The organism is Solibacillus sp. FSL K6-1523 (assembly GCF_038005225.1).
In the GTDB taxonomy this organism is placed as follows: Bacteria; Bacillota; Bacilli; order Bacillales_A; family Planococcaceae; genus Solibacillus.
In genome coordinates this window covers 1,938,151-1,959,075 of the sequence record NZ_JBBOSU010000001.1, presented here as the reverse complement: position 1 = coordinate 1,959,075, position 20,925 = coordinate 1,938,151, and the positions used below count along the sequence as shown (strand labels likewise).

At 37.4% G+C, this 20,925-nt stretch carries 22 protein-coding genes; 4 read left to right on the top strand and 18 right to left on the bottom strand.

Annotation, left to right across the window (positions count from 1 at the left end; all coding sequences use genetic code 11):
- The first annotated feature begins 11 nt into the window (after nt 1–11).
- On the top strand, nt 12–254 hold the full coding sequence (locus tag MHI10_RS09295) for a hypothetical protein (protein ID WP_340784868.1): 243 nt from the start codon (nt 12–14) through the stop codon (nt 252–254).
- A gap of 255 nt (nt 255–509) precedes the next feature.
- Here MHI10_RS09295 and MHI10_RS09290 read toward each other — a convergent pair whose 3' ends face one another.
- From MHI10_RS09290 to MHI10_RS09265, 6 genes are all read right to left on the bottom strand, one after another.
- Entirely contained in the window at nt 510–1,229 is a 720-nt protein-coding gene (locus MHI10_RS09290) for a ZIP family metal transporter (RefSeq protein ID WP_340784867.1), read from the bottom strand.
- Between the two features lie 261 nt (nt 1,230–1,490).
- Nucleotides 1,491–1,664 (bottom strand): hypothetical protein, encoded by a 174-nt coding sequence (locus MHI10_RS09285; RefSeq protein ID WP_340784865.1) that lies wholly within the window; start codon nt 1,662–1,664, stop codon nt 1,491–1,493.
- 528 nt (nt 1,665–2,192) lie between these two features.
- Nucleotides 2,193–3,536 carry a stalk domain-containing protein gene (locus MHI10_RS09280; RefSeq protein WP_340784864.1) on the bottom strand — a complete coding sequence of 448 codons (1,344 nt, stop codon included), beginning with the start codon at nt 3,534–3,536 and terminating at the stop codon, nt 2,193–2,195.
- A 134-nt stretch (nt 3,537–3,670) separates the two neighbouring features.
- Nucleotides 3,671–4,189 (bottom strand): hypothetical protein, encoded by a 519-nt coding sequence (locus MHI10_RS09275; protein WP_340784862.1) that lies wholly within the window; start codon nt 4,187–4,189, stop codon nt 3,671–3,673.
- Nucleotides 4,190–4,430: 241 nt separating this feature from the next.
- Nucleotides 4,431–5,138 (bottom strand): purine-nucleoside phosphorylase, encoded by a 708-nt coding sequence (gene deoD / locus MHI10_RS09270; RefSeq protein WP_340784861.1) that lies wholly within the window; start codon nt 5,136–5,138, stop codon nt 4,431–4,433.
- 157 nt (nt 5,139–5,295) lie between these two features.
- The gene (locus MHI10_RS09265) at nt 5,296–5,520 is read right to left on the bottom strand and encodes a YozE family protein (RefSeq protein ID WP_340784859.1); all 225 of its coding nucleotides are present in this window, start codon (nt 5,518–5,520) and stop codon (nt 5,296–5,298) included.
- Between the two features lie 103 nt (nt 5,521–5,623).
- Between MHI10_RS09265 and MHI10_RS09260 the strand changes: the two genes are divergently transcribed.
- Entirely contained in the window at nt 5,624–7,402 is a 1,779-nt protein-coding gene (locus MHI10_RS09260; RefSeq protein WP_340784858.1) for a methyl-accepting chemotaxis protein, read from the top strand.
- 364 nt (nt 7,403–7,766) lie between these two features.
- Here the strand turns inward: MHI10_RS09260 and msrB are convergent, their stop codons facing one another.
- The 7 genes from msrB to MHI10_RS09225 all read right to left on the bottom strand — a co-directional run bounded on the left by msrB (nt 7,767) and on the right by MHI10_RS09225 (nt 13,109).
- Complete coding sequence (gene msrB, locus MHI10_RS09255) at nt 7,767–8,195, bottom strand: peptide-methionine (R)-S-oxide reductase MsrB (RefSeq protein ID WP_340784856.1); 429 nt, start codon at nt 8,193–8,195, stop codon at nt 7,767–7,769.
- The gene (gene msrA / locus MHI10_RS09250; protein ID WP_340784855.1) at nt 8,188–8,724 is read right to left on the bottom strand and encodes a peptide-methionine (S)-S-oxide reductase MsrA; all 537 of its coding nucleotides are present in this window, start codon (nt 8,722–8,724) and stop codon (nt 8,188–8,190) included. Before msrA ends, msrB begins: the two co-directional genes overlap by 8 nt.
- Nucleotides 8,725–8,739: 15 nt before the next feature.
- Entirely contained in the window at nt 8,740–9,312 is a 573-nt protein-coding gene (locus MHI10_RS09245; protein WP_340784852.1) for a YpmS family protein, read from the bottom strand.
- Nucleotides 9,305–10,249 carry a GDSL-type esterase/lipase family protein gene (locus MHI10_RS09240; protein WP_340784851.1) on the bottom strand — a complete coding sequence of 315 codons (945 nt, stop codon included), beginning with the start codon at nt 10,247–10,249 and terminating at the stop codon, nt 9,305–9,307. Before MHI10_RS09240 ends, MHI10_RS09245 begins: the two co-directional genes overlap by 8 nt.
- 165 nt (nt 10,250–10,414) lie before the next feature.
- The gene (locus MHI10_RS09235; protein ID WP_340784613.1) at nt 10,415–10,612 is read right to left on the bottom strand and encodes a hypothetical protein; all 198 of its coding nucleotides are present in this window, start codon (nt 10,610–10,612) and stop codon (nt 10,415–10,417) included.
- A gap of 42 nt (nt 10,613–10,654) precedes the next feature.
- Nucleotides 10,655–11,998, bottom strand: coding sequence for a transposase (locus tag MHI10_RS09230; protein WP_340784849.1), 1,344 nt, complete (start codon nt 11,996–11,998; stop codon nt 10,655–10,657).
- A gap of 265 nt (nt 11,999–12,263) precedes the next feature.
- Entirely contained in the window at nt 12,264–13,109 is an 846-nt protein-coding gene (locus MHI10_RS09225) for a DegV family protein (protein WP_340784848.1), read from the bottom strand.
- 249 nt (nt 13,110–13,358) lie between these two features.
- Between MHI10_RS09225 and trhA the strand changes: the two genes are divergently transcribed.
- Both trhA and MHI10_RS09215 read left to right on the top strand, forming a co-directional pair.
- On the top strand, nt 13,359–14,000 hold the full coding sequence (gene trhA, locus MHI10_RS09220) for a PAQR family membrane homeostasis protein TrhA (RefSeq protein WP_340784847.1): 642 nt from the start codon (nt 13,359–13,361) through the stop codon (nt 13,998–14,000).
- Between the two features lie 322 nt (nt 14,001–14,322).
- Nucleotides 14,323–15,288, top strand: coding sequence for an LCP family glycopolymer transferase (locus MHI10_RS09215; protein WP_340784845.1), 966 nt, complete (start codon nt 14,323–14,325; stop codon nt 15,286–15,288).
- A 66-nt stretch (nt 15,289–15,354) separates the two neighbouring features.
- Here the strand turns inward: MHI10_RS09215 and folA are convergent, their stop codons facing one another.
- The 5 genes from folA to MHI10_RS09190 form a co-directional block, all read right to left on the bottom strand.
- Nucleotides 15,355–15,825: a type 3 dihydrofolate reductase gene (gene folA / locus MHI10_RS09210; RefSeq protein ID WP_340784843.1), complete on the bottom strand. Its 471-nt coding sequence runs from the start codon at nt 15,823–15,825 to the stop codon at nt 15,355–15,357.
- Nucleotides 15,826–15,922: 97 nt separating this feature from the next.
- Nucleotides 15,923–17,182: a DUF4179 domain-containing protein gene (locus tag MHI10_RS09205; protein ID WP_340784841.1), complete on the bottom strand. Its 1,260-nt coding sequence runs from the start codon at nt 17,180–17,182 to the stop codon at nt 15,923–15,925.
- Nucleotides 17,179–17,679, bottom strand: a complete 501-nt coding sequence (locus tag MHI10_RS09200; RefSeq protein ID WP_340784839.1) for a sigma-70 family RNA polymerase sigma factor — start codon at nt 17,677–17,679, stop codon at nt 17,179–17,181. Before MHI10_RS09200 ends, MHI10_RS09205 begins: the two co-directional genes overlap by 4 nt.
- Before the next feature lie 243 nt (nt 17,680–17,922).
- Nucleotides 17,923–19,296 carry an argininosuccinate lyase gene (argH, locus tag MHI10_RS09195; RefSeq protein ID WP_340784838.1) on the bottom strand — a complete coding sequence of 458 codons (1,374 nt, stop codon included), beginning with the start codon at nt 19,294–19,296 and terminating at the stop codon, nt 17,923–17,925.
- A gap of 242 nt (nt 19,297–19,538) precedes the next feature.
- Nucleotides 19,539–20,735, bottom strand: a complete 1,197-nt coding sequence (locus tag MHI10_RS09190) for an argininosuccinate synthase (RefSeq protein WP_340784837.1) — start codon at nt 20,733–20,735, stop codon at nt 19,539–19,541.
- Between the last annotated feature and the right edge of the window lie 190 nt (nt 20,736–20,925).

The following is a 20,925-nucleotide window of genomic DNA, read 5'->3' as shown; positions in this document are numbered from 1 at the left end:
GTAATTATTTATTGATCGGGAAAGCAGGTAAAGTTGGCTTTTTAATTGGTTCTGAGAAAAGAGGAGAAGCAACAACCCTACCCATTAAAGCCAATCAAGTGAATAAGTATATGCGGCATTTTTGGGGAAAAGAGAATGACATTATCGGTGATTTTAAAGTAGTTGGGATTAACGAAAAAGGTGAAGAGCATCATATTAGTAGTTGGAAACAATTTAGTGTGGGAATATCCACAGCTGAATATTGGTCCAAATAATGGTGCTGGTTTTCATACATCATCTAATATGGTATTCCCTACAAGTGGATTATGGAAATTAAAAATATATTTTAACGAATTATTTTTTGATGAAATAGTCGTAAACGTTGTAGATTGTTAGATAAATGTCCCTGATGGAACGATTGAAGAAATTGCTTGGAAGAATCTAGACGAAATAGAAAACATCATACATTAATATCCAGAAGATCAAGAAATAATTAAACAATTACCATTAAATTGAAGTAGCAAATTTAATTAATACATCAAATACGCACCCATTAAAAAAAATGCAATTAGCGCGACGAAAAAACTATACTTATTGGATGATTGCTTAATGGATTCTGGTAGGATTTCCTTTATCGTAACCATATAAATTGTTCCTACTGTCAAACTTATTAAGAATGCCCATACTAGACTGTTTTGCTGACCGATCATCTCTCCAATTATTGCCCCAAGTGCAACGGGAACGGCAATGGTAATGGAGAGTAAAAACAACAGATAATATCTAATTCCAGCAATAAATAATGGTGTAAATAGGATCATCCCCTCAGGTATATTGTGCAATATTAACGCTTGTAATAATACGAGACTAAATTGTGAATGTTCACTCGTTCCAAAAACTACTCCAACAGGAAAATTGTGAATAGCAATAATTAAAGCAAGGAATAATCCGATTCTTAAATGATGTTGTTTACGTAATTCTGTTGAAATAATAGGATTTTTATGAAATCCCAAATGGATTAGCTTAAATAAAATAACGCCAACAAAGAAACCTAAGAAAAAAACAACCCAATTTCCTAGATGTATGGCCTCTGGTACGATTTCGAAACTTAATAACCCTAAAATTAGCCCTGTACATACCGCATAGATTGTACCAATGCTTCGCTTAAAGCCATTAAAAAAGCTTGCAATAACGCCACCTACACCAATTCCAACAAAAGTTGAGAAAAATCCGATTAACCAGCCATGTGTCAATAAACCATCCTTTTATTGTTTGTATCTAATTTTATATGGCTATCGATTTGAAATTATGTTAATGGCTTGCATACATAAACAAAGTTCATTTAGCCCCCTAGGAAAAATTCAGGCATAATGGACGCAACTACATAATTGAACCCTAATGCTTTAGATTGAATCGCCTATGTAAATAGCACTTCCAGCTCTTCTCACAATCTCGTCAAACCCCTTTAAAATCCTGTTACACTTTGCTAGTTACAGTCAGTTTCGACTAAAAGGTTAATAATTGGTTTTTATATTTTCAGTAAGGTTTGCAACATGATAAGAAATATCGGATAAAATCGCACCAGGGCTATTTGGTTCAAATCCATAAATTTCAAATAGTTCATTTTCTCTTTTCATTAACTCGTATCTAATATCGCTTAATCTTTCAATAATCTTCTCTTTTTCCATTTCAAATTCCCTTTCTAAGCATCAGTGAATAAACTGTTATTTACTGTATTATCATTCACCCCCTATAGCAAAATGATTCACTTAATTCACAGAAAACGATTCATGTCGCTCGTTAATTTCATTTTCGATCGTCGCCACTGTGTCAGCTGGAGGAGCCATCACTAGCTATTCACCCGCTTTACTTATTTTTTTACGTCCTTGCAGGGGTGGTCCATATTTCCCCTATATGGACCACCCTATTGAACACACAAAGTCACATCGACAGAGAACAAAAAAGAGCAAGCGATATTTTTCAACCACTTTTATAAAGTTGGTCGCTTTTTGGTCGCTTGCCCTTAAAATCAAATTAGGAATTAACCTCTAAAACCCTTGAAAACACTGCTATTCTTAAATATCCGCTTGTAACGCAACAACGATCATATCTTTGAACGTAGTTTGACGTTTTTTAGAAGTTTTTACCCCACCTGTTATGATATGATCAGCTTTTGAAATAAGCGTTATCTTTCTCTCGTTAGTTAATAGGCTAGATTAATTTTGATTGTTAGGATTGACATTGACAATAACAGTTTTGCCATTAAATGAAATACTAGCTTGTTTCTTATTCTGATCCCATGAAGCTTTTGATCCGCTTGGACTAGCAACAACTAAAGGAACGAGAGTCTTTCCATTCTCAACTCGAACTGGAACATCAATGATCTTTGGTTGACCATTAACTGTAATCTTTTTAGAATTTGCAGTTAAAACAACTTCGCTTGTACCGTCATTAATTGTTACTGTTTTTGACTTTTGATTCCAATCTACTTTTGAACGAAACTCTTCGGAAATTACACGAATAGGCACAAGTGTCCTGCCGTTTACTACTTTCCCACCATCGACAACTACTACGTCATTTCTTGCAGAGGTAACTGGTGGTAATGGCTTTGGTGTTGACGTTGCTGTTGCGTAGTTTAAATACGTCGATGCTACATACCCCTTTGTCCCATCATTTCTTTTCACAGGATACCAAACAAAATGGTTTTTCTTCGTTGCTGCTTCTTCATATTCAAAAGGACCCGTAATGCTAACAATTTCACCTTCACTTAATGTACCCATAGAAGGACTATCCGTAGTAGGCCTTGTCCTAATTTTTACATTAGTTGTTGCACTAACTTTTTTACTTGTTTCAAAATAATGCTTTGATTTTGTTAATGGTAAATCAAAATCATAGGTCATCGCTGAAAATTTAATATTTTCTGTGCTGTTAGAGTCATATTGAAAATGATCGCGTGAAAAAGGCAACTCTGTTAAGTCTATTAACCCCATTTCATCGATAATCTGGAAAATCCTCTCTTGATAGGCATTTGCATTTCTTTCACCCGTTGCTTGGAAAATTGGACTATTTACTGGCTTAGTGCCGTTATAAGCCATGATAGCGAAGTACCAATGTTCCAAAACATCTCTTTCCCCACCGTTGATTCTAGGCAAATCCTTCCGCTTAAACATATTATCTAGCGTCTCTACACCAGCTTGAATATTATAGACAATATCGCTTTTTAGTCGATCTTGATTGTAGCCCGCTTGATTTGTAATTTGCATAACGCCAATTCCATTATCAGCTGTCACAATCGCTTCACCATTCATATCAAAATGACGCCAATTTCCACTTTCCCCTTCAGCTATTGCCTTCACAATTTCAGGTGGAACATTATATTTCAGTGCTGTTTCGGTTAACAAACAGTTCATTGTGGAAAAATCAGGGTTTACTTTCGATGCCGAATCATACTCACATGTATTTGCAATATCATTAGCTAATACATGTTTATCCGTGCTTATAGATAGCGAGAGCGCACCAATAGCAATAACACTAATCAATGGTTTTATTAACTTTTTCATATGTGATGATCACACTTCCTTTATATTCTCTAAAGTTGAAATATTCAAATATATGTTAACACAATTCCAATATTTGAGATAGGGGGAGGTTCAATAAAAAAAACACACCACAAATTAGTGATGTGCTAAAATTCTTAAACAGGTAAGTTTTTTTCATTTCCTAATTCATTTATAATTTTATCCATAACTCGGTCTGCCCCACTAGCACTGCCCGCCGCAAGAGAATATAATTGCTGAAGCTCTTGCTCATACTTTTCTTCCAATGAGTTAAACAATAGCAAAGTAGATTCAAAATCAAAATCAATAGCTTCAATAATCGATTTATCTCTTACATCATATGGATAGATTCGTAATTCAAACATTTCTTCAACATCATATAAGATATGTTTATTATCATTAGATTTGTTCTTCTTTTTCTTTCGTTTTTTAGACTTTACATCGATACATAATAGTAAAAATAATAATCCTTCATATGCCACTTCGAATCCTGAATCAAAAGACATTTTAAATTTTCTATCATCATATTTAAATTTTCTATCATAACAAGCTTCAATATTGTCATAGTAACCATCTGAAAGGTATTCCCAAGTAATTTTATAATCCTTTGTTCCTTTAATAATCGCTTGTAAAGTAGACTTAAACTTTTCTTCCACCACTTACCCCTCCTAAACTTACAATATTATAACACTTTATCGTCTTCTTGGGGACGTAGGCTAAACATTAAAGCCATTCAAGAACAGCTTGGTCATGTTAACATTTGTGAAGCAATAAACACCTATTCAAACATTGATAGAGAGCAAAAAAGCGAGCGACCTTTTCGATAACCTGTGAAAAATCACTTTGGTCTCTTTTGGTCTCTCGCCAATATCTACAACTCATAAATCCTTGGTATTATTAGTCTTGAATAGCTGCTTCTAAAGCTACCACCATCATGTCATTGAAAGTCGTTTGACGTTCTTCTGAAGTTGTTACTTCACCTGTAAGGATGTGGTCTGATACAGTTAAAATTCCTAATGCTTGACGGCCGAATTTTGCAGCTAATGTGTAAAGTGCTGTAATTTCCATTTCAATAGCTAATACGCCATATTTTGCTAATTTCTCATTTTGTTCTTCATCTGAGTAGAACATGTCCGCTGTGAAAGTATTGCCGACTCTTAAGTTTAAGCCTGCATCTTTACCAGCGTTATAAGCTTTTAACAATAAGTCAAAGTCCGCTGTTGGTGCGAAGTCGATATTGCCGCCAAAAATAACACGGTTCATGTTTGAATCTGAAGAGGAGCTTTGCGAAATAATAACGTCACGTACTTTTACGTCTTTTTGGATGGCACCACAAGTACCTACACGAATTAGTTTTTTTACGCCATATTCTTGCATTAATTCTGTTGCATAGATTGAGAAAGATGGAACACCCATCCCAGTTCCTTGAACAGATACGCGTTTCCCTTTGTATGTACCTGTATAACCTAAAATATTTCGAACTTCATTATATTGAACAACATCCTCTAAAAATGTTTCTGCAATATATTTTGCGCGAAGTGGATCTCCTGGTAGTAAAACGATTTCTGCAATTTCACCTTGTTTTGCATTAATATGAATGCTCATTAACATTACCTCTTTTCTTTAGTTACTCATTATAAATTATACTTTTTTTCGCATAGGTATTCAATCGTTAGACGTCTTTCTTTACTAAATTATTTATCAAATCTACTCCTTCCCTCCCTTTATATACCCATCTCTTTTATTAACTATGCACAACTCGTTATACATCATACTTTTGCGCATATAAATCCCAGAGTTCATCGAATGCAGATATTGTCAAATACTCATTAGACTGCAATTCGATATAGGTCGAAAGTTCTTCAAAACTTTCAGAGTATTTCGGAAATCCAGGTTCAATGAACATCCCTTCCGAAAATCTAGTCTTTTCGTCAGACCATTCTCCCCCTCGAAACGTTAAAACATAGTGATAAAATGATTTACCCAATAATATTCCTCCAAGTTTACATTTATTACAATAAAACGTATTAATTGTGAAGCTTATATAGTAAGATAGTAAAATATTGATTTTTCAGAAAGTGGTGAGTTTTTTGCTTAAGAGAAGGAAAATTAAGCATCAAGGTGGAAAAAGCAAGAAAGCATCTAAAAAAACGAATGTAAAGTTTTTTTTCTTTCATTCCATTCGTGGTAGGATTATTTTAAGTTTCTCCACATTATTGGCAATCATTATCGCCATGCAAATTTTATCGTATATTAATATTACAAATTTGCAAAATAGTCTAAGGGATTTTGCCGATGAAAACTTAAAAGAACAAATGCAAATCAACAGTTTAGCTAGTGATATTGCAAAGCTTACCAGTCATGAACAAACATTTTTAATTACAGGTGACGAAAAATATTTACAAGCATTTGAAAATACAAAATCACTAATTGATACGAATTTAGAAGCAATTATTACTTCCCTTGAAAATCGAGAAGAGGAATCCAAGGCAGCAAGCGCAATTCAACAATTCTATGCGAACTATATTTCCTATTCTAATACGACGATTGAAGTGCGTCAAAAATATGGGTATGAAAATGCGGCAAGTATTTTTAAAAATAGCGGAAGTCAAAATTTCAAAAATTATATCGATGAAAATACAGAAAAGCTAATCCATTTATTACAGCAAAATAATGAGAAAACGATTTTAAATTTGGAAGCGTTTGCGCTTGCATCGAAAATATCATTTTTCATTTTATCCGCAATTGCCATGTTCATTACGATCTCATTAAGTATCGTTCTATCTAAATCGATTCGCCGGAATACATATGCCATCAATCATTCGATTTTAGATATTGCGCAAGCTGGTGGTGATTTAACACGCCGTGTACAAGTCAAAACAAAAGACGAATTTGCGCAAATAGCGGATTCAACAAATATTTTAATTGATTCGATTTCGACGTTAGTGAAACGTGTATCAAACTTAGCAGAAAATGTGTCGGGTAGTTCTCAGGAGCTGATGGCTTTAGCCGATGTAAACTCACACACAATTGATTCCATTGCCAATTCGACACAGGATATCGCCAATGATAGTACAGAGATTATGACGAGTATTGGTGTGGCAGCAAACGAAATGAACAAGCTCGAACATTCGATGCACGAGTTAACGAAAAAAGCACAAGAAGTACAGCAAGCATCGATTGAGATGAAAAATGCAGCATACATTGGCAGTCAATCCGTTACACAATCGTCCAATGTCATGCAAGATATAGAAGAAACAATGGCTACTACATCGGCTACTGTTGAAGCTTTAGGTCGCAAGTCAGCGGACATCACATCGATTATTGGTACAATAACAGCCATTGCAGAACAAACGAATTTACTAGCATTAAATGCAGCGATTGAGGCGGCAAGAGCTGGTGAGCATGGGCGTGGATTTGCAGTGGTAGCAGATGAGGTTCGGAAATTAGCCGAGCAATCGCAACTGGCTGCGAGCAAAGTTACAACGATTGTCGGCTCGATTCAAAGTGAAGTTAGTTCGATTATCGAGCAAAATGTTACTGGCGTGCAAACCGTTATTCGTGGTGTCGAGGTAACAAATGAAACGACAGATTCTCTTCAAAATATTTTGAAACAAACAGAAACAACATCGACGATTTTAAGCCATATGGTTCAGCAAATTGAGCATACCCTATTAAATAGTCATGATGTAACAGCTTCTTTCGTTCACGTTACAGCGATTGCAGAAAATACTGCGTCGAATACGGAAAGAAGTGCCTCTGCAGCGATACAAGGGTCTGCTTCTATGCAGCAAATTAACGCCTCAGCAGTGGAACTTGCATCACAGGCAGATGATTTAAGAAGTGTTGTGAATGAATTTAAAATCTAACTTAATTCAGCATTCATCCCCTACTTCTATAAGTGGGGATGAATGCCAAAAAGGCAAGTCTATTCAGCGGGGTTCAAACCCCGGCTGAATTAAGTGAAGCCCCGGCGGATGTCACAGATTTTTAAGGAGGCCTGCGTGATGCAGGTCAGTTAGCCGTTGTCGCATGGACGCGACGAACTTAGGCTAACATCCCTAGTGAGCGAGCTCGAAAAAATCTGGACGCAATTACGCCAAGGTGTAATTGATTGTATTCACTGGATAAATTCAATATGCTCTTCACATCAAAAAACTTACGAAATGGCGCCATTTCGTAAGTTTTTTTCTATTCCTCCGCAGTAAAATCCCCACAGATAGAAGTTTTATATTATTTAAAATAAGCTACATACTCCCCATAACCTTCAGCTTGCAATTTTGATACTGGAATAAAGCGTAAGGCTGCCGAGTTAATACAATAACGTAGGCCCCCATATTGTTGTGGTCCATCTGGGAAAACATGTCCTAAATGCGAATCAGCCGTTTTACTGCGCACTTCTACTCGGCGCATGCCATGTGAACTATCTACATGTTCCGATACTTCAGGTGCATCTAATGGCTTTGTGAAAGCGGGCCAACCGCAGCCTGCATCATACTTGTCCTTTGAGCTAAATAATGGCTTCCCGGATACGATGTCTACGTAAATGCCCTCTTCAAAATGCTGATCAAACTCATTTTGATAGGGTGGCTCTGTTCCTTGCTGCTGTGTTACATAATATTGCATTTGTGTTAATTCTTTTAAGCGTTGATCTTTATTCATGTTCATTTTGCCCCCAATGCTTTTCGATAAATGCTACGCGGCCTGAGCCGACTGAATATCGGTTGTAATGTGCTGGATTTTTCTTATAATAATGCTGATGGTATTCTTCCGCCTCATAAAATGTTTTTGCTGGAAGGATTTTCACAGCGATCGGTGCACGAAATTTCCCACTCGCTTCAAGACGAGCTTTTGACGCCTCTGCAATGTCCTTTTGCTGTTCATTTTCATAAAAAATCGCTGTGGAATACGATTGCCCGCGGTCAAAAAATTGTCCGCCTGCATCTGTTGGATCAATTAATGTCCAGTACAATTCTACGAGCTGCTCATATGGATAAATTTCCGGATCAAAAGCAATTTGCACTGCCTCTAAATGACCCGTTGTTTCGCTACAAACTTGCTCATATGTAGGGTTTACAACATGTCCCCCTGTATAACCAGATAATACGCTCTTAATGCCAGGCTGCTCATCAAAAGGCTTCACCATACACCAAAAACACCCTCCTGCAAATGTTGCTAACTGAGTTGTCATTGTTATACTTCCTCCCTACTTTTTATCATTCGGAATGATTACTTCTAATAAGATTTTATCATTCGCTAAATCAATTTCTTTTGCACGTACTCTTGAACCCGACGCAATATTAATCAGTGATAAATCCACATAAATTTGCTCATCATTTGGTTGAACCGTAATCCAAGGGGGGAATTCGACATTGTCTTTCATTAGCTTCAACACCGTTTTTGGCGAAATATTTGCTTTCCCTACATGGATAGCCGTCTGCTTTAAAACAATATTGCCGTTTTTCACTTCCGGATCATAATCCATTTGAATCGCCAAATCCACATTAAACACCTTCAATGTGCTATATAAATAAATTTTATCCTCAATCGCCATTTCCAATTGAATCGGCGTTTTTTTCAATTCTTCCCCTAAATACTTTTTAACAATCGATTCAAATTCGTTTACAGTCGTTTCAACTGTTAGCACATTGCCTTCTGGAAACACAGGATCCTTTATGATCGCCTGCTCAACGTCTGCCGTAGCATAATAAAAAAGTCCAGCTGCAGCGAAAATGATTGCTCCAGCTAGGATTAAAAATGCAATTTTCCACTTATTCATTCCCATTCTCCCACTCCTCAAAACCAAATAAACCATCCGACATTTCTTTAATATTACATTGTTGCATCGTTTCAATAATTCGTCTTGTCATTCGATCATATCCAGCACTGTTCGGATGAAAGAAATCTACATGATATACCATGTCCTCATTTGATGTAAATAAATCTTCAATCGAAACAAAACATGCATTTTCATCCTGTTGCGCCATTTTTTCAATTTCTATATTCCATTCATGGATAATTGGATCGAATGGTGTAGTTTCGTCAACAATGATAGAGAAGGGATTATAAAAACCAACTAAAATAATCGGGACTTCCGGATTTCTCATACGAATTTCTGACATAATTTCTTCATAATTGACCATAAATTTCGGTAACTGTTTATCAAACATTGATTTTTGCATTGAAAATAAATGCTTTTTTACTACTTTCATGACATCATTACCACCGAGTGTCAGCGTAATCAAGTCTGCCTCCGCTATTTCTTCATCATAATGCCCCTTTTGCAAGAGCCCTAATAATTGATCACTGCGTCGGCCATTTTTCCCACGATTATCGAGTTCAACTTGTTTAACAGCTGGCCATTTTTCCAGTTCCTTTTGAAGCCTGATTGTGTATCCGAATTCCTGCGTTTCATCCCCTACACCTCTCGTTAAGGAATCGCCCAACGCTAAATACCTTACATCTCTCGCCTCTATATCAACCCTAGTGGACCAGTCTATATTAAATACATTTTCAAGTAAATCAATAAATCCATTGGAATCCTGATTTTGTTCACTGTCTTGCTCAGCAACGGAGTCAGTCCCGTTCGTTTCGTCTTTTTGTTGCTGTTCTTGACTTAGCTCATCACTATTAGATTCACTATTTTTTGAATCAATCGTTACCGAGCATCCCGCAAGACTTAACACAAAGATGATGATGAAAAAAAATCGCCACATACTAACTTCCCCTTCAATTCTTTATAATTCAATTATAAGTTATTTTGCTGCGATTGGAACAACGAACTGCCTCAATTTCTTAATATTTCTTTTCGTTTAGCATAAGCCCCCCTCGGTCAACATACCCCCACTGAGATGAAGCTTTTCAGTGGGGGCTTGAGTTTATCACACAGGTCTTCCTTGCCCAATTTGACGTTCTGTGTGACAAGCATCCAAAAGACGCTCCCCAAATACTGTTTTTGGTTGGGCTTGGCGATGAATGATCGCTTGCCCACTTGCACCACCCTTCCGAAAAAGAGCAGTTCTTTCCTGCGAAAGAAGCCACCACTCAGCGTTGCTGGCGTGTGCTACAAGCCCCGACAAGTCGAGTACACAAGGATGGTTGACGCACCCACTAGACCGTGCCTAAGCAACGGTTTTACGTTTTTGAACTTCGAGTACGAACGGATTTCTGACTTCTAGATGCTCGTCCAGGTCCACGATGTCTGATTTCCTCAAAATATTGAATGCTGCGTTGATGTCGGCATGGATACATTCTCCTGATAGCGCTTGGTATTGCCCACGGTTCACTCGTTTTCCACTAAATACATACTTTCTCTTGTCGTCAGAGGACCAGACAGGCAGCTCATCCTTATCAAGGAAGCTTGACTTCGATGTGTAGCTTTCTTCCTGTTTGACAAAGCAGATGCCTTCTTTTAAGCACTTGTTTTCGATGGCGCTCATCAATTTGTTGAACGGTATTTGAACAAAGTGTTGGTTATTCTTTTTACCTAGATTGCTATTTTGCTTCCACCCTTCGTTATACCCGACAATAATCGTATCAACATTCAACTCTTTGACTTTCTTGAATAGTAAGCCAACAGCTTGGGAAATGTACCCGTTTATCTGATTGTTTCGCTTCATCCATAGTTTAGCTATTTGATTTGTGACAACCCGCTTAGAAATACCGTTTTCAATATTCCGCTGTTGAAGTTCACTAATCGCCTTGTTGAAGTATTGGTTAATGGATTTCAACTTCTTCCCATTAATTAGGAATGTATCGCCAGCATTCGTTACACAGCTTATCAATCGATTTACACCTAAATCGCAACTTAATGCATTTTTCGTTGTCGTAGGTTGCTTTTTCATTTGAGCTGCTTGCACTTCATACGTGTAATGCACCTCAAAGAACCGACCATTTTGCTTCGGTACGATTTCAATGTAAGAGACTTTTTTGTGTAACAAGTTTTTAGGCATTCGAATTTTCATCGAGCTAAAGCGTTTTCGAAATGCAACATTCATCGGAATCGACCAATAACCATCTTTGTCTATTTTCGGAACTTGGTAGATTTCAATGATTCGCTTTTCCGTAGATCTTGAATAGTTTGGGAACTGTGGTCGACCCGTAAACTTACTCGATTCTTTTTTCCATGCTTCGAGTGCTTTGAAAAAGCTTTTGGTTTCGCTTAGTAATGTCCTGCGAATCGCCTGCACAGAGTTCGATTGAATGCCCCAATAGTTGATGTCCTGTTTCATGGCAGCATCTATTTCCCTCGTAGTTGCCATCCGATTCTCATTTAAGTAGCTTTGCTTGATTGTATATAACCCAACATTTCTCAATGCTTTCGAGCTGTGCGTCATCCGCTGGAGCAAACGAAAATCTTTCGCTGTCAATTGAGACCTTCCGATGTTTTGTTTTTGCGTGAAACGTTGAATGTTGTCGAGTTTCTTCTTTTTGCGTAACACTTTAATGGCTTTCTTCTTTGACATATTGTTCACCTCCTCTTCTTTTATTTCACCAATCAGAATGTACGTTCGCAAGTTTGAGTGAGAAACTTAGGCTACCGCCAACCGACATTCATCTCCCACTTACTTATTGGGCTATGCCCTGCACATTCCTTGAAGTGGGAGTCTTCTGTCGGAAAACGATAAAAAAAAATGAACATGAATTTCACTTAAATTCCATTGATTCATTCGAATAAAAAATACTCTAACCCATTGATCGGATTAGAGTACTTTAAATCATGATGAATAATTATTCCGCGTAATACATAAAACCAATTGCGCCTTCACCTGTATGTGTACTAATGACAGGTGATGTATAAGCAATTTCAATTTCTTTATCATAGCCTGTCGCTTTAATTTGCTCGATTAATGGATTGACTAATGTTTCAATCGCATTGGCATGAGAAATTCCGATTGATTTGACCGTTTTTCCTGCCGTATCTTTTTCAAACTCACTCATTAAAAATTTGATTACTTGCTTATAGCTACGTGGTTTTGCGCAAATTGTTACTTCTCCCGTATCTAGGTGTGCAACAGGTTTAATATTTAATAACGAACTGACTGCTGCTTTCCCTTTCCCAATACGTCCGCCTTTTACCATGTTATCAAGTGTATTCAATACAACGAATAAACGAGAATTTTCACGTAACTGATTTATAGCTGCAACAATTTCTTCAACCGTTGCTCCTGCATCACGTAGACGAACCGCTTCACGTAATTGGAAGGCTAAAGCAAATGCGATATAACGCGAGTCAATAACGGTAACATCCGAATCAGACATTTCCGATGCTTGACGAGCTGATTGGACTGTTCCACTTAGTCCACCCGTCATATGTATCGAAATAATTTGATCGCCGTCTTTCCCTAACTCATCATAAATTTCTTTAAAAACACCTGGGGCTGGCTGCGAGCTTTTTGGTAGTTCGTCTGCATTTTTCATTAAATCTATAAATGTTTCTGGTTGTAAATCAATGCGGTCTTTATATGTTTCCCCATTAATTTGTACTGTTAATGGAACGATATGGATTCCATGTTGCTTAATTTCCTCATTCGTTAAATCACAAGTTGAATCCGTTACGAAATGAATTTGTCCCAATTTTTACACATCCTTTTTATTTCTTCACTTAATTATAATTAATAATCAATTATTTACCAATATGACATTTGTCACTCAATAAACCCATGATTTATCATAAGTTACGTCATGACATATTCTAGTATAACAATATGACAAATTACAATATTTACTCCCTGTTTATTATATTACAATAAAATCAACATGAGCAAACGGGGAATGCCTCCCGATTATGAATACTGATTGAATGAAAAGGGAGCGTGAAAGAAAATGCACTATGAAAATGCATTTGATTATAAAAATTTTAAAGAAGAGCTTTGGAATGCTATTACACATGGATTTGGGTTCATTTTAAGTATTCCGGCATGTGTTTTATTAATTATATATGCGGTCCAAAACGGCACAACTATGCATGTAGTTTCTTATTCTATTTTTGGTGCAACATTAATCATCCTATTTTTAATGTCTACCCTTTTACATAGTGCACCACAAAAGTACAAACGTTTTTTCTCAATATTGGATCATTCCTCTATTTATTTATTAATTGCGGGGACATATACACCCTTTTTATTAATTGCGATTGGCGGCACATTGGGCATCGTACTGCTTTGTATTATTTGGGGGCTCGCGATTTTTGGCGTTGTGTTTAAATGTTTATTTATCCATCGTTTTGAACGTGTCTCGCTGCTGTTGTATTTAGTAATGGGCTGGCTCATCATTTTTGCTGTAAAACCGATTTATGCCTATTTACAATGGGATGGCTTTTTAATGCTCCTTGCAGGCGGACTATTTTTTACATTCGGTGCTATTTTTTACGCATGGACGCGCTTGCCGTATAATCATGCAATTTGGCATCTATTCGTCATTATGGGCTGTGGTTGCATGGTCAGCTGTATTTATTTTTACTTGTAGAAAGCAACTATTTTCAAGTAAATTTCAATAAAATGCCCTGTATCAATGTGTATCACTTTCCAATTTAAATAATTTATCGGATAATCAATGCAACGGTGTCGTAAGTGGGCTGAAATAAGTATGCAACCGAAACCGAATAAATTTCGTCTTATACAGGATCAATAACGCCTCGGCGTTATTGCGTCCAGATTTTTTCGAGCTCGCTCGAAAAACTTCCCTTAAAAATCTGTGACATCCGCTGGGGCTTCACTTGATTCAGCCGGGGGACCCCCGACTGAATCAAGTGAAAATTTATTTCAACGTAGAAAGGTTTTGTCCGATAATGACTGAAAAGCAATTACGCAGTACAAAAAATAAAAAATCGACCATTAAAAAAGTGATTTTATGGACTTTGTTAATAATCGCGCTGTTACTAGGTGGCATCGGCTTTTATTATTACAATTCATTTCAAAAAGCGTTTTCAAAAATGAATAACACAGAGGAAAATGTACCTGATGCCATTCCAGACATCTTGCCACATATCGATCCATTCTCTGTTTTATTGCTTGGCATTGATGAACGTGAACATGACACAGGTCGAACAGATACAATGATTGTCGTAACGGTGAATCCTGATTTAGGTACGATGAAAATGCTGAGTATTCCTCGTGATTCTCGCGTGGAAATCGTTGGGAACGACACAACAGAAAAGATCAATCATGCCTATGCGCGTGGCGGTATTCCGATGTCCATTGCGACAGTAGAAGAAGCACTTGATGTTCCAATCGATTTTTATGTAGCGGTCAATATGGAAGGCTTCTTATCGCTCATCGACGTCCTTGGGAATATCGAGGTTAATAACGATATGGAATTAATCCGTAATGAATATACCTTCCCCAAAGGAAATATATCGCTTAACGGTGATGAAGCGTTAATTTTCTCTCGTATTCGCTACGAGGATCCGCGCGGTGATTTCGGTCGCCAGCTTCGTCAAAAGCAATTGTTGGAGGCACTTTTTGCAAAAGCGAAAAATCCATCTATTCTCTTGAAGCTTGACGATATATTCGAAGTAATGGGCGAAAATGTTACGATGAATTTCTCTCAAAAACAAATTTTAAATTTACAAAAGCTTTATGGCAAGCTTGATAAAAACATTGAGCAACTTCAATTCGAAAAAGGCGACGGCGTTCGAAAAAAAGATGGCTTATGGTACTATATTTTCGATGAGGAAGAACTGCACGATATTAGTACAAAATTAAATGACCATCTTGAAGGAAAGCCACCTGTGGAACCTTCACTGAATGAATAAAATATCCAAATGATTGATTTTCAAAAACAGCTGTTACTCTTATTAGGTCGAGTAACAGCTGTTTTATTATTTTTCAAAAATACAGTATTGGAATGTAAAACCTTCTTTTGCGGTAATCGGCTCCTGACAAGACGTACGGTGCCAAGCTTCATATTTTGGGAAATACGTATCCCCGTTAAATTCGTGATGAATTTCTGTAATGTATAATTTATCTGCGATTTCCATCGATTGCTCGAATATTTGCGCACCGCCAATAATCATAATTTCCTCTACATCTTTTACAAGTGCGAGTGCCGCATCTAAACTCCCTACTACTTCAATACCTTCTGCTGCGTACTGCGCATTGCGCGAAATAACGATATTGCGGCGACCTGGTAATGGACGACCGATCGATTCAAATGTCTTTCTTCCCATAATAATCGGCTTGCCCATCGTCATGTCCTTAAAATATTTCAAATCTCCTGGTAAGTGCCACGGCATCGCGTTTTCATAACCAATTACATAGTTTTTATCATGTGCTACAATTAATGAAATCATTATTTTCCTCATTTCCAATCAAGTATTACACTAACCTTAATGTGTTTTTTGGAATAGTTCAAGTGCGGGCATGTTTTTGAACCGGGAATTTGCATAACTATTCATCTAGTGGTATCGGAATTTCTATTAACTCTCCAATAATATTTGAGTAAAAATTAATATCAATCTTTGTTAATCCTTCTGCTTCTTCATACGTTACAAATAAATCAGATCCCTGATCCCCATATTCCCATTTTACTTTAGACGGTTCAATAACTTTTTCGTTACTTAACGCTTTATATAACAATATTCTCCCACGATCCGCCCATATATCGGTATGGATCGATACATCTTTCCCTTGAACATCGATTTGCCACTCTAAATAATCTGGCTTTGACACCACTTCCTGCTTCGAAAAATCAACTTCAATAAAATCTTGCCCTTTCGGAATGGCATATACAGAACTAATCTCAAGTGTTAACTGTTTCGGTCGTTCAAAATAATTACTTTGCAAATACAATGTAAAGTGACCATCTCGAATATCTCCTGAAGTACTAATTCCGTTTACAATCGCCCCCCATTTTTCTCCATTCTCATCGATTAATTTTAAATGCTCTAATTTTAATAACTGCATCGTGTTAGACGGATCAACGCTAATATCTAATGCGATGCGCAATGGAGAAGTCCGTACTTTTTCGATTGTAAATTTTTGTCCATTTACGTCTACTTCTTTATTGTAAGTAATAACCTTTTCAGACTGGATGTCATTTTTTAATGTAAACGGAATTTGAATTTTCGTATTCTTTTTATCATCAAAATGGAGAATAAGTTCGAATTCTTTAGATTCATAAGAAATACCTGAATTTTTCGCAAGCTCGATTACCCCTTCCACATGCTGTGTTGGTTCATCGTCAATATAACCAAAAGTCATGCTTGCCAATACATCCTCTCCGCCTTGTAAAAGCTGCACTTCATTGAATCTCAGCTTCGAAATATCAAACGGTGCATCTATTTCATAAGAAAAGACCATCCCTGACTGATCCGCAAAAACGTCTACAACTGTCACCGTTAAACCATTCGCACTGGCTATTGCCTGTACTTCTTCAAAATAGTCGTTATCTAGAATTGCCTTGACTCCTTTATCATATGAAACCATCTTCGTCACAATGGGGTCCAAACCTGGGATTTTCGCAACATAGCTCGCAATCGTTGGTGACATACGTATGCTTAACACGAAGCTAAACAACACAACAAATAACAAGGTAGATGACAGGAATCTTTGCCGACGCTTTTTCTCTTTTTTTACTTTTTGAAGCATTTCCTGTCTCATTTGATGAAGTTGCGCTTTCGGCACTTGAATATCATGCTGCTCACTCATAGCCAATCCTCCCTTTCTCCTGCGTGTTTGCGAAGTTTTAATAAAATATGGTGAATTTTCGATTTCACTGTACCTTCTGGAATTTGTTGAATTTCCGCAATTTCTTTATTTTTCCGTTGTTCATAATACTTTAAATACATAATTTGTTGCTCATTTAATGTTAAATTAGTAAGCATCCTTTCCACATCATAGTGCACAGCATTTTCAATAAGATGCTGTTCTTCTAACGGCATCGTTTGTGGTCGCTTCCTTAAAAAATCGATGCAACTATGTATTAACACGCGTACAAGCCATGTTCTTGCATAGTCTGGATTTTTGACGGTATGCATCTTTTTTAACACCTTATATGTGAAATCTTGCATCACATCAAGTGCATCGTGTTCATTTTTCACATACGTAAAAGCCATACGGTAGAAGATTTCTTCATCCTTTTCAATGAGCTGTAAAATCGCTTCTTGATTACCTCGTATGGCTCTTTTCACCAGATCCTGCTCCATATTTTCGCCCCCTTACTCATTAGACGTGGATTTTTTCCATTTCGTTCAAATAGATTTTAAACTTTTTTATATGCCTTATGTACGCGCACCGATTTTTCGGCTATCCGTCACATTTGTTGTTCTATCCAACACTTTCTCATTTCTATCCGTCACTTTTGCGTTTTTATCCACCACTTCCCCATTTCTATCCACCAAACAAAAAAAATCCCGCTCTGCTAACATTTACAGAACGGGATTTCATCATTAACCTAATAGGTCTGATGCTTTTTGTAATTGAATTTTCACTTGCGCAAAACCTGTACCGCCAAGTGAATTACGACGACTTACCGCTGCTACTGGTGCCAGCACATCGTAAATATCTGCCTCGATTAATGCCGACTCTTTTTGCATTTCCTCAAGCGGCAGATCCAGTAAATATATACCTTGCTGTATACATGTAAATACTAATTTCCCCGTTACTTCATGGGCTTCGCGGAATGGCATACCTTTTGTTGCTAAATAATCCGCAAGTTCTGTCGCATTGGAGAAGTCCGAATGTACCGCGCTATGTAAACGCGCCGTATTGACCGTCATCGTGCGCACCATACCTTCGAAAATCTTCAGTGAACCGAGCACCGTTTCCATCGTATCGAACATGCCCTCTTTGTCCTCTTGCATATCTTTGTTGTACGTAAGCGGTGTCCCTTTTAAAACCGTTAGTAAACCGACTAAATTACCAAATGCACGACCCGCTTTCCCACGAATTAACTCCGCCATATCCGGATTTTTCTTTTGTGGCATAATCGACGAACCGGTAGAAAAGGCATCATCTAATTCGATAAATTTAAATTCATCGGTAGACCAAATGATGATCTCTTCCGCAAAACGTGATAAATGCGTCATTAACAGCGCTGAATTCGATAAAAACTCTACGATAAAGTCACGATCACTTACCGCATCCATAGAATTCGCATACACTTCACTAAAGCCAAGTAATTCCGCAGATTTTAGGCGATCAATCGGGAATGTAGTGCCCGCCATTGCACCCGCACCTAATGGTAAAATATCAATACGCTTCATCGATTCACCAAAACGCTCTTTATCGCGCTGTAACTGCCAGAAGTACACCATTAAATGATGCGCAAATGAAATCGGCTGTGCACGTTGCAAGTGCGTATAGCCTGGTGCAATCGTTTCAACATGTTGTTGCGCTTGCTCAAGTATCGTTTTTTGAAAGTTTTCGATTAAACCAATCACTTCCGGTACGCGTTTCTTTAAGAATAAATGCATATCCGTTGCGACTTGGTCATTTCGAGAACGCCCTGTATGTAATTTGCCACCGACTGGACCAATCAGATCAATTAACATTTTTTCTAAGTTTAAATGGATATCTTCATTGGCAACAGAAAATTCAAGCTCCCCTGCTTCTGCCTTCACTTTTAATTGCGCTAATCCCGCTAAAATTTTCTCAACATCTTCTTGCGGTAAAATTTCCTGTGCACCAAGCATTGTTACGTGTGCAACAGAACCTTCAAGATCTTCCAGCACTAATTGTTGATCAAAGCCAATTGACGCTCCAAATTCATCTACCCAAGCTTCAGCCGATTTTTGGAAACGCCCGCCCCATAATTTTGCCATCTTCAACACTCCTATTTAAAAGTAAGAGCGACTCGACATGCGAATCGCTCACTCATTTAATCAATTACGCCTCGGCGTAATTGTGTCCAGATTTTTTTCGTGCTCGCTCGAAAAACTCCTTTAAAAATCTGTGACATCCGCCGGGGCATAATTTGATTCAGCTAGGGATGGAACCTCACTGATTTTAGGTCATTTTTGGTACACATCCCATCCTTATTCATAAGGATTTATGCTGAATCAAATTATTTATTTTTCGCTACTTCTGATGCGACAACTGTTGGCATACCCCATAATTCGATGAAGCCTACTGCTGATGCGTGATTGAACTTGTCATGTTTTGAGTATGTTGCTAATTCTTCAGAGTATAAAGAATTTGGTGATTTACGACCTTCAACAATCGCATGACCTTTGAATAATTTCACGCGCACTGTCCCATTTACATACTTTTGCGTTTCTTTTAGGAAAGCTTCTATAGCAGTACGGATTGGGTTGAACCATAAACCATTGTAAATGATTTCAGATAATTTATGCTCGATCATCGGCTTGAAGTGTGCAAGCTCTTTAACTAATGTAATATCTTCTAATTCTTTATGTGCCGTTAATAACACTTGTGCACCTGGAATTTCGTAAACTTCACGCGATTTAATACCAACTAAACGGTTTTCTACGTGATCAATACGTCCAATACCGTGCGCACCAGCTACTTCATTTAATTTTTCAATTAAATCTGCTAGTTTCATCGCTTCACCATTTAATGAAACTGGTTTACCTGCTACAAATTCGATTTCTACGATTTCCGCTTGATCAGGTGTGTTTTCAAGTGCAACCGTTAAGCCATACGCTTCTTCTGGTGGTGCTACCCATGGATCTTCCATTACGCCCGCTTCATTCGCACGGCCCCATAAGTTTTGGTCAATAGAGAATGGTGAGTCAAGCGTTGCAGGAATCGGAACACCATGCTTTTGTGCATATTCGATTTCTTCATCACGGCTCCAGCCCCACTCACGTACAGGTGCTAAAACTTCTAAGTCTGGGTTTAATGCTTTAATTGACACTTCAAAACGAACTTGGTCATTCCCTTTACCCGTACAACCATGTGCGACTGCATCTGCATTTACTTCCGTCGCAATTTCAACTAATTTTTTTGAAATTAATGGACGAGATAAAGCCGATACTAATGGATATTTTTGCTCGTACCATGTGTGACCTTGTAAAGAAATTAATGCGTAATCTTCTGCAAATTCATCTTTTGCGTCTACCATATATGATTCAACAGCACCTACTTGAAGCGCTTTGTTTTTAATGAATTCTAGGTCTTTCCCTTCACCAACGTCTAGACATACCGCGATAACGTCCCAACCTTGTTCTGTTAACCACGGAATTGCTACTGATGTATCAAGACCACCTGAATATGCTAAAACTACTTTTTTATTTGCCATGTTAATTGCCTCCACCTTTATGTATGTTTATACATTCTATTAATTGTTTATACACGAATAATAACATGGAATAAAAATAAACGCAACTGTATTTATATAAATTTTTTAACTCTTTCGCTATATCTGAAAACAATCATTCTAAGCGGTTTTCAGAATACTCGTTAAATCCGTTTATTCATGCTAAATACGT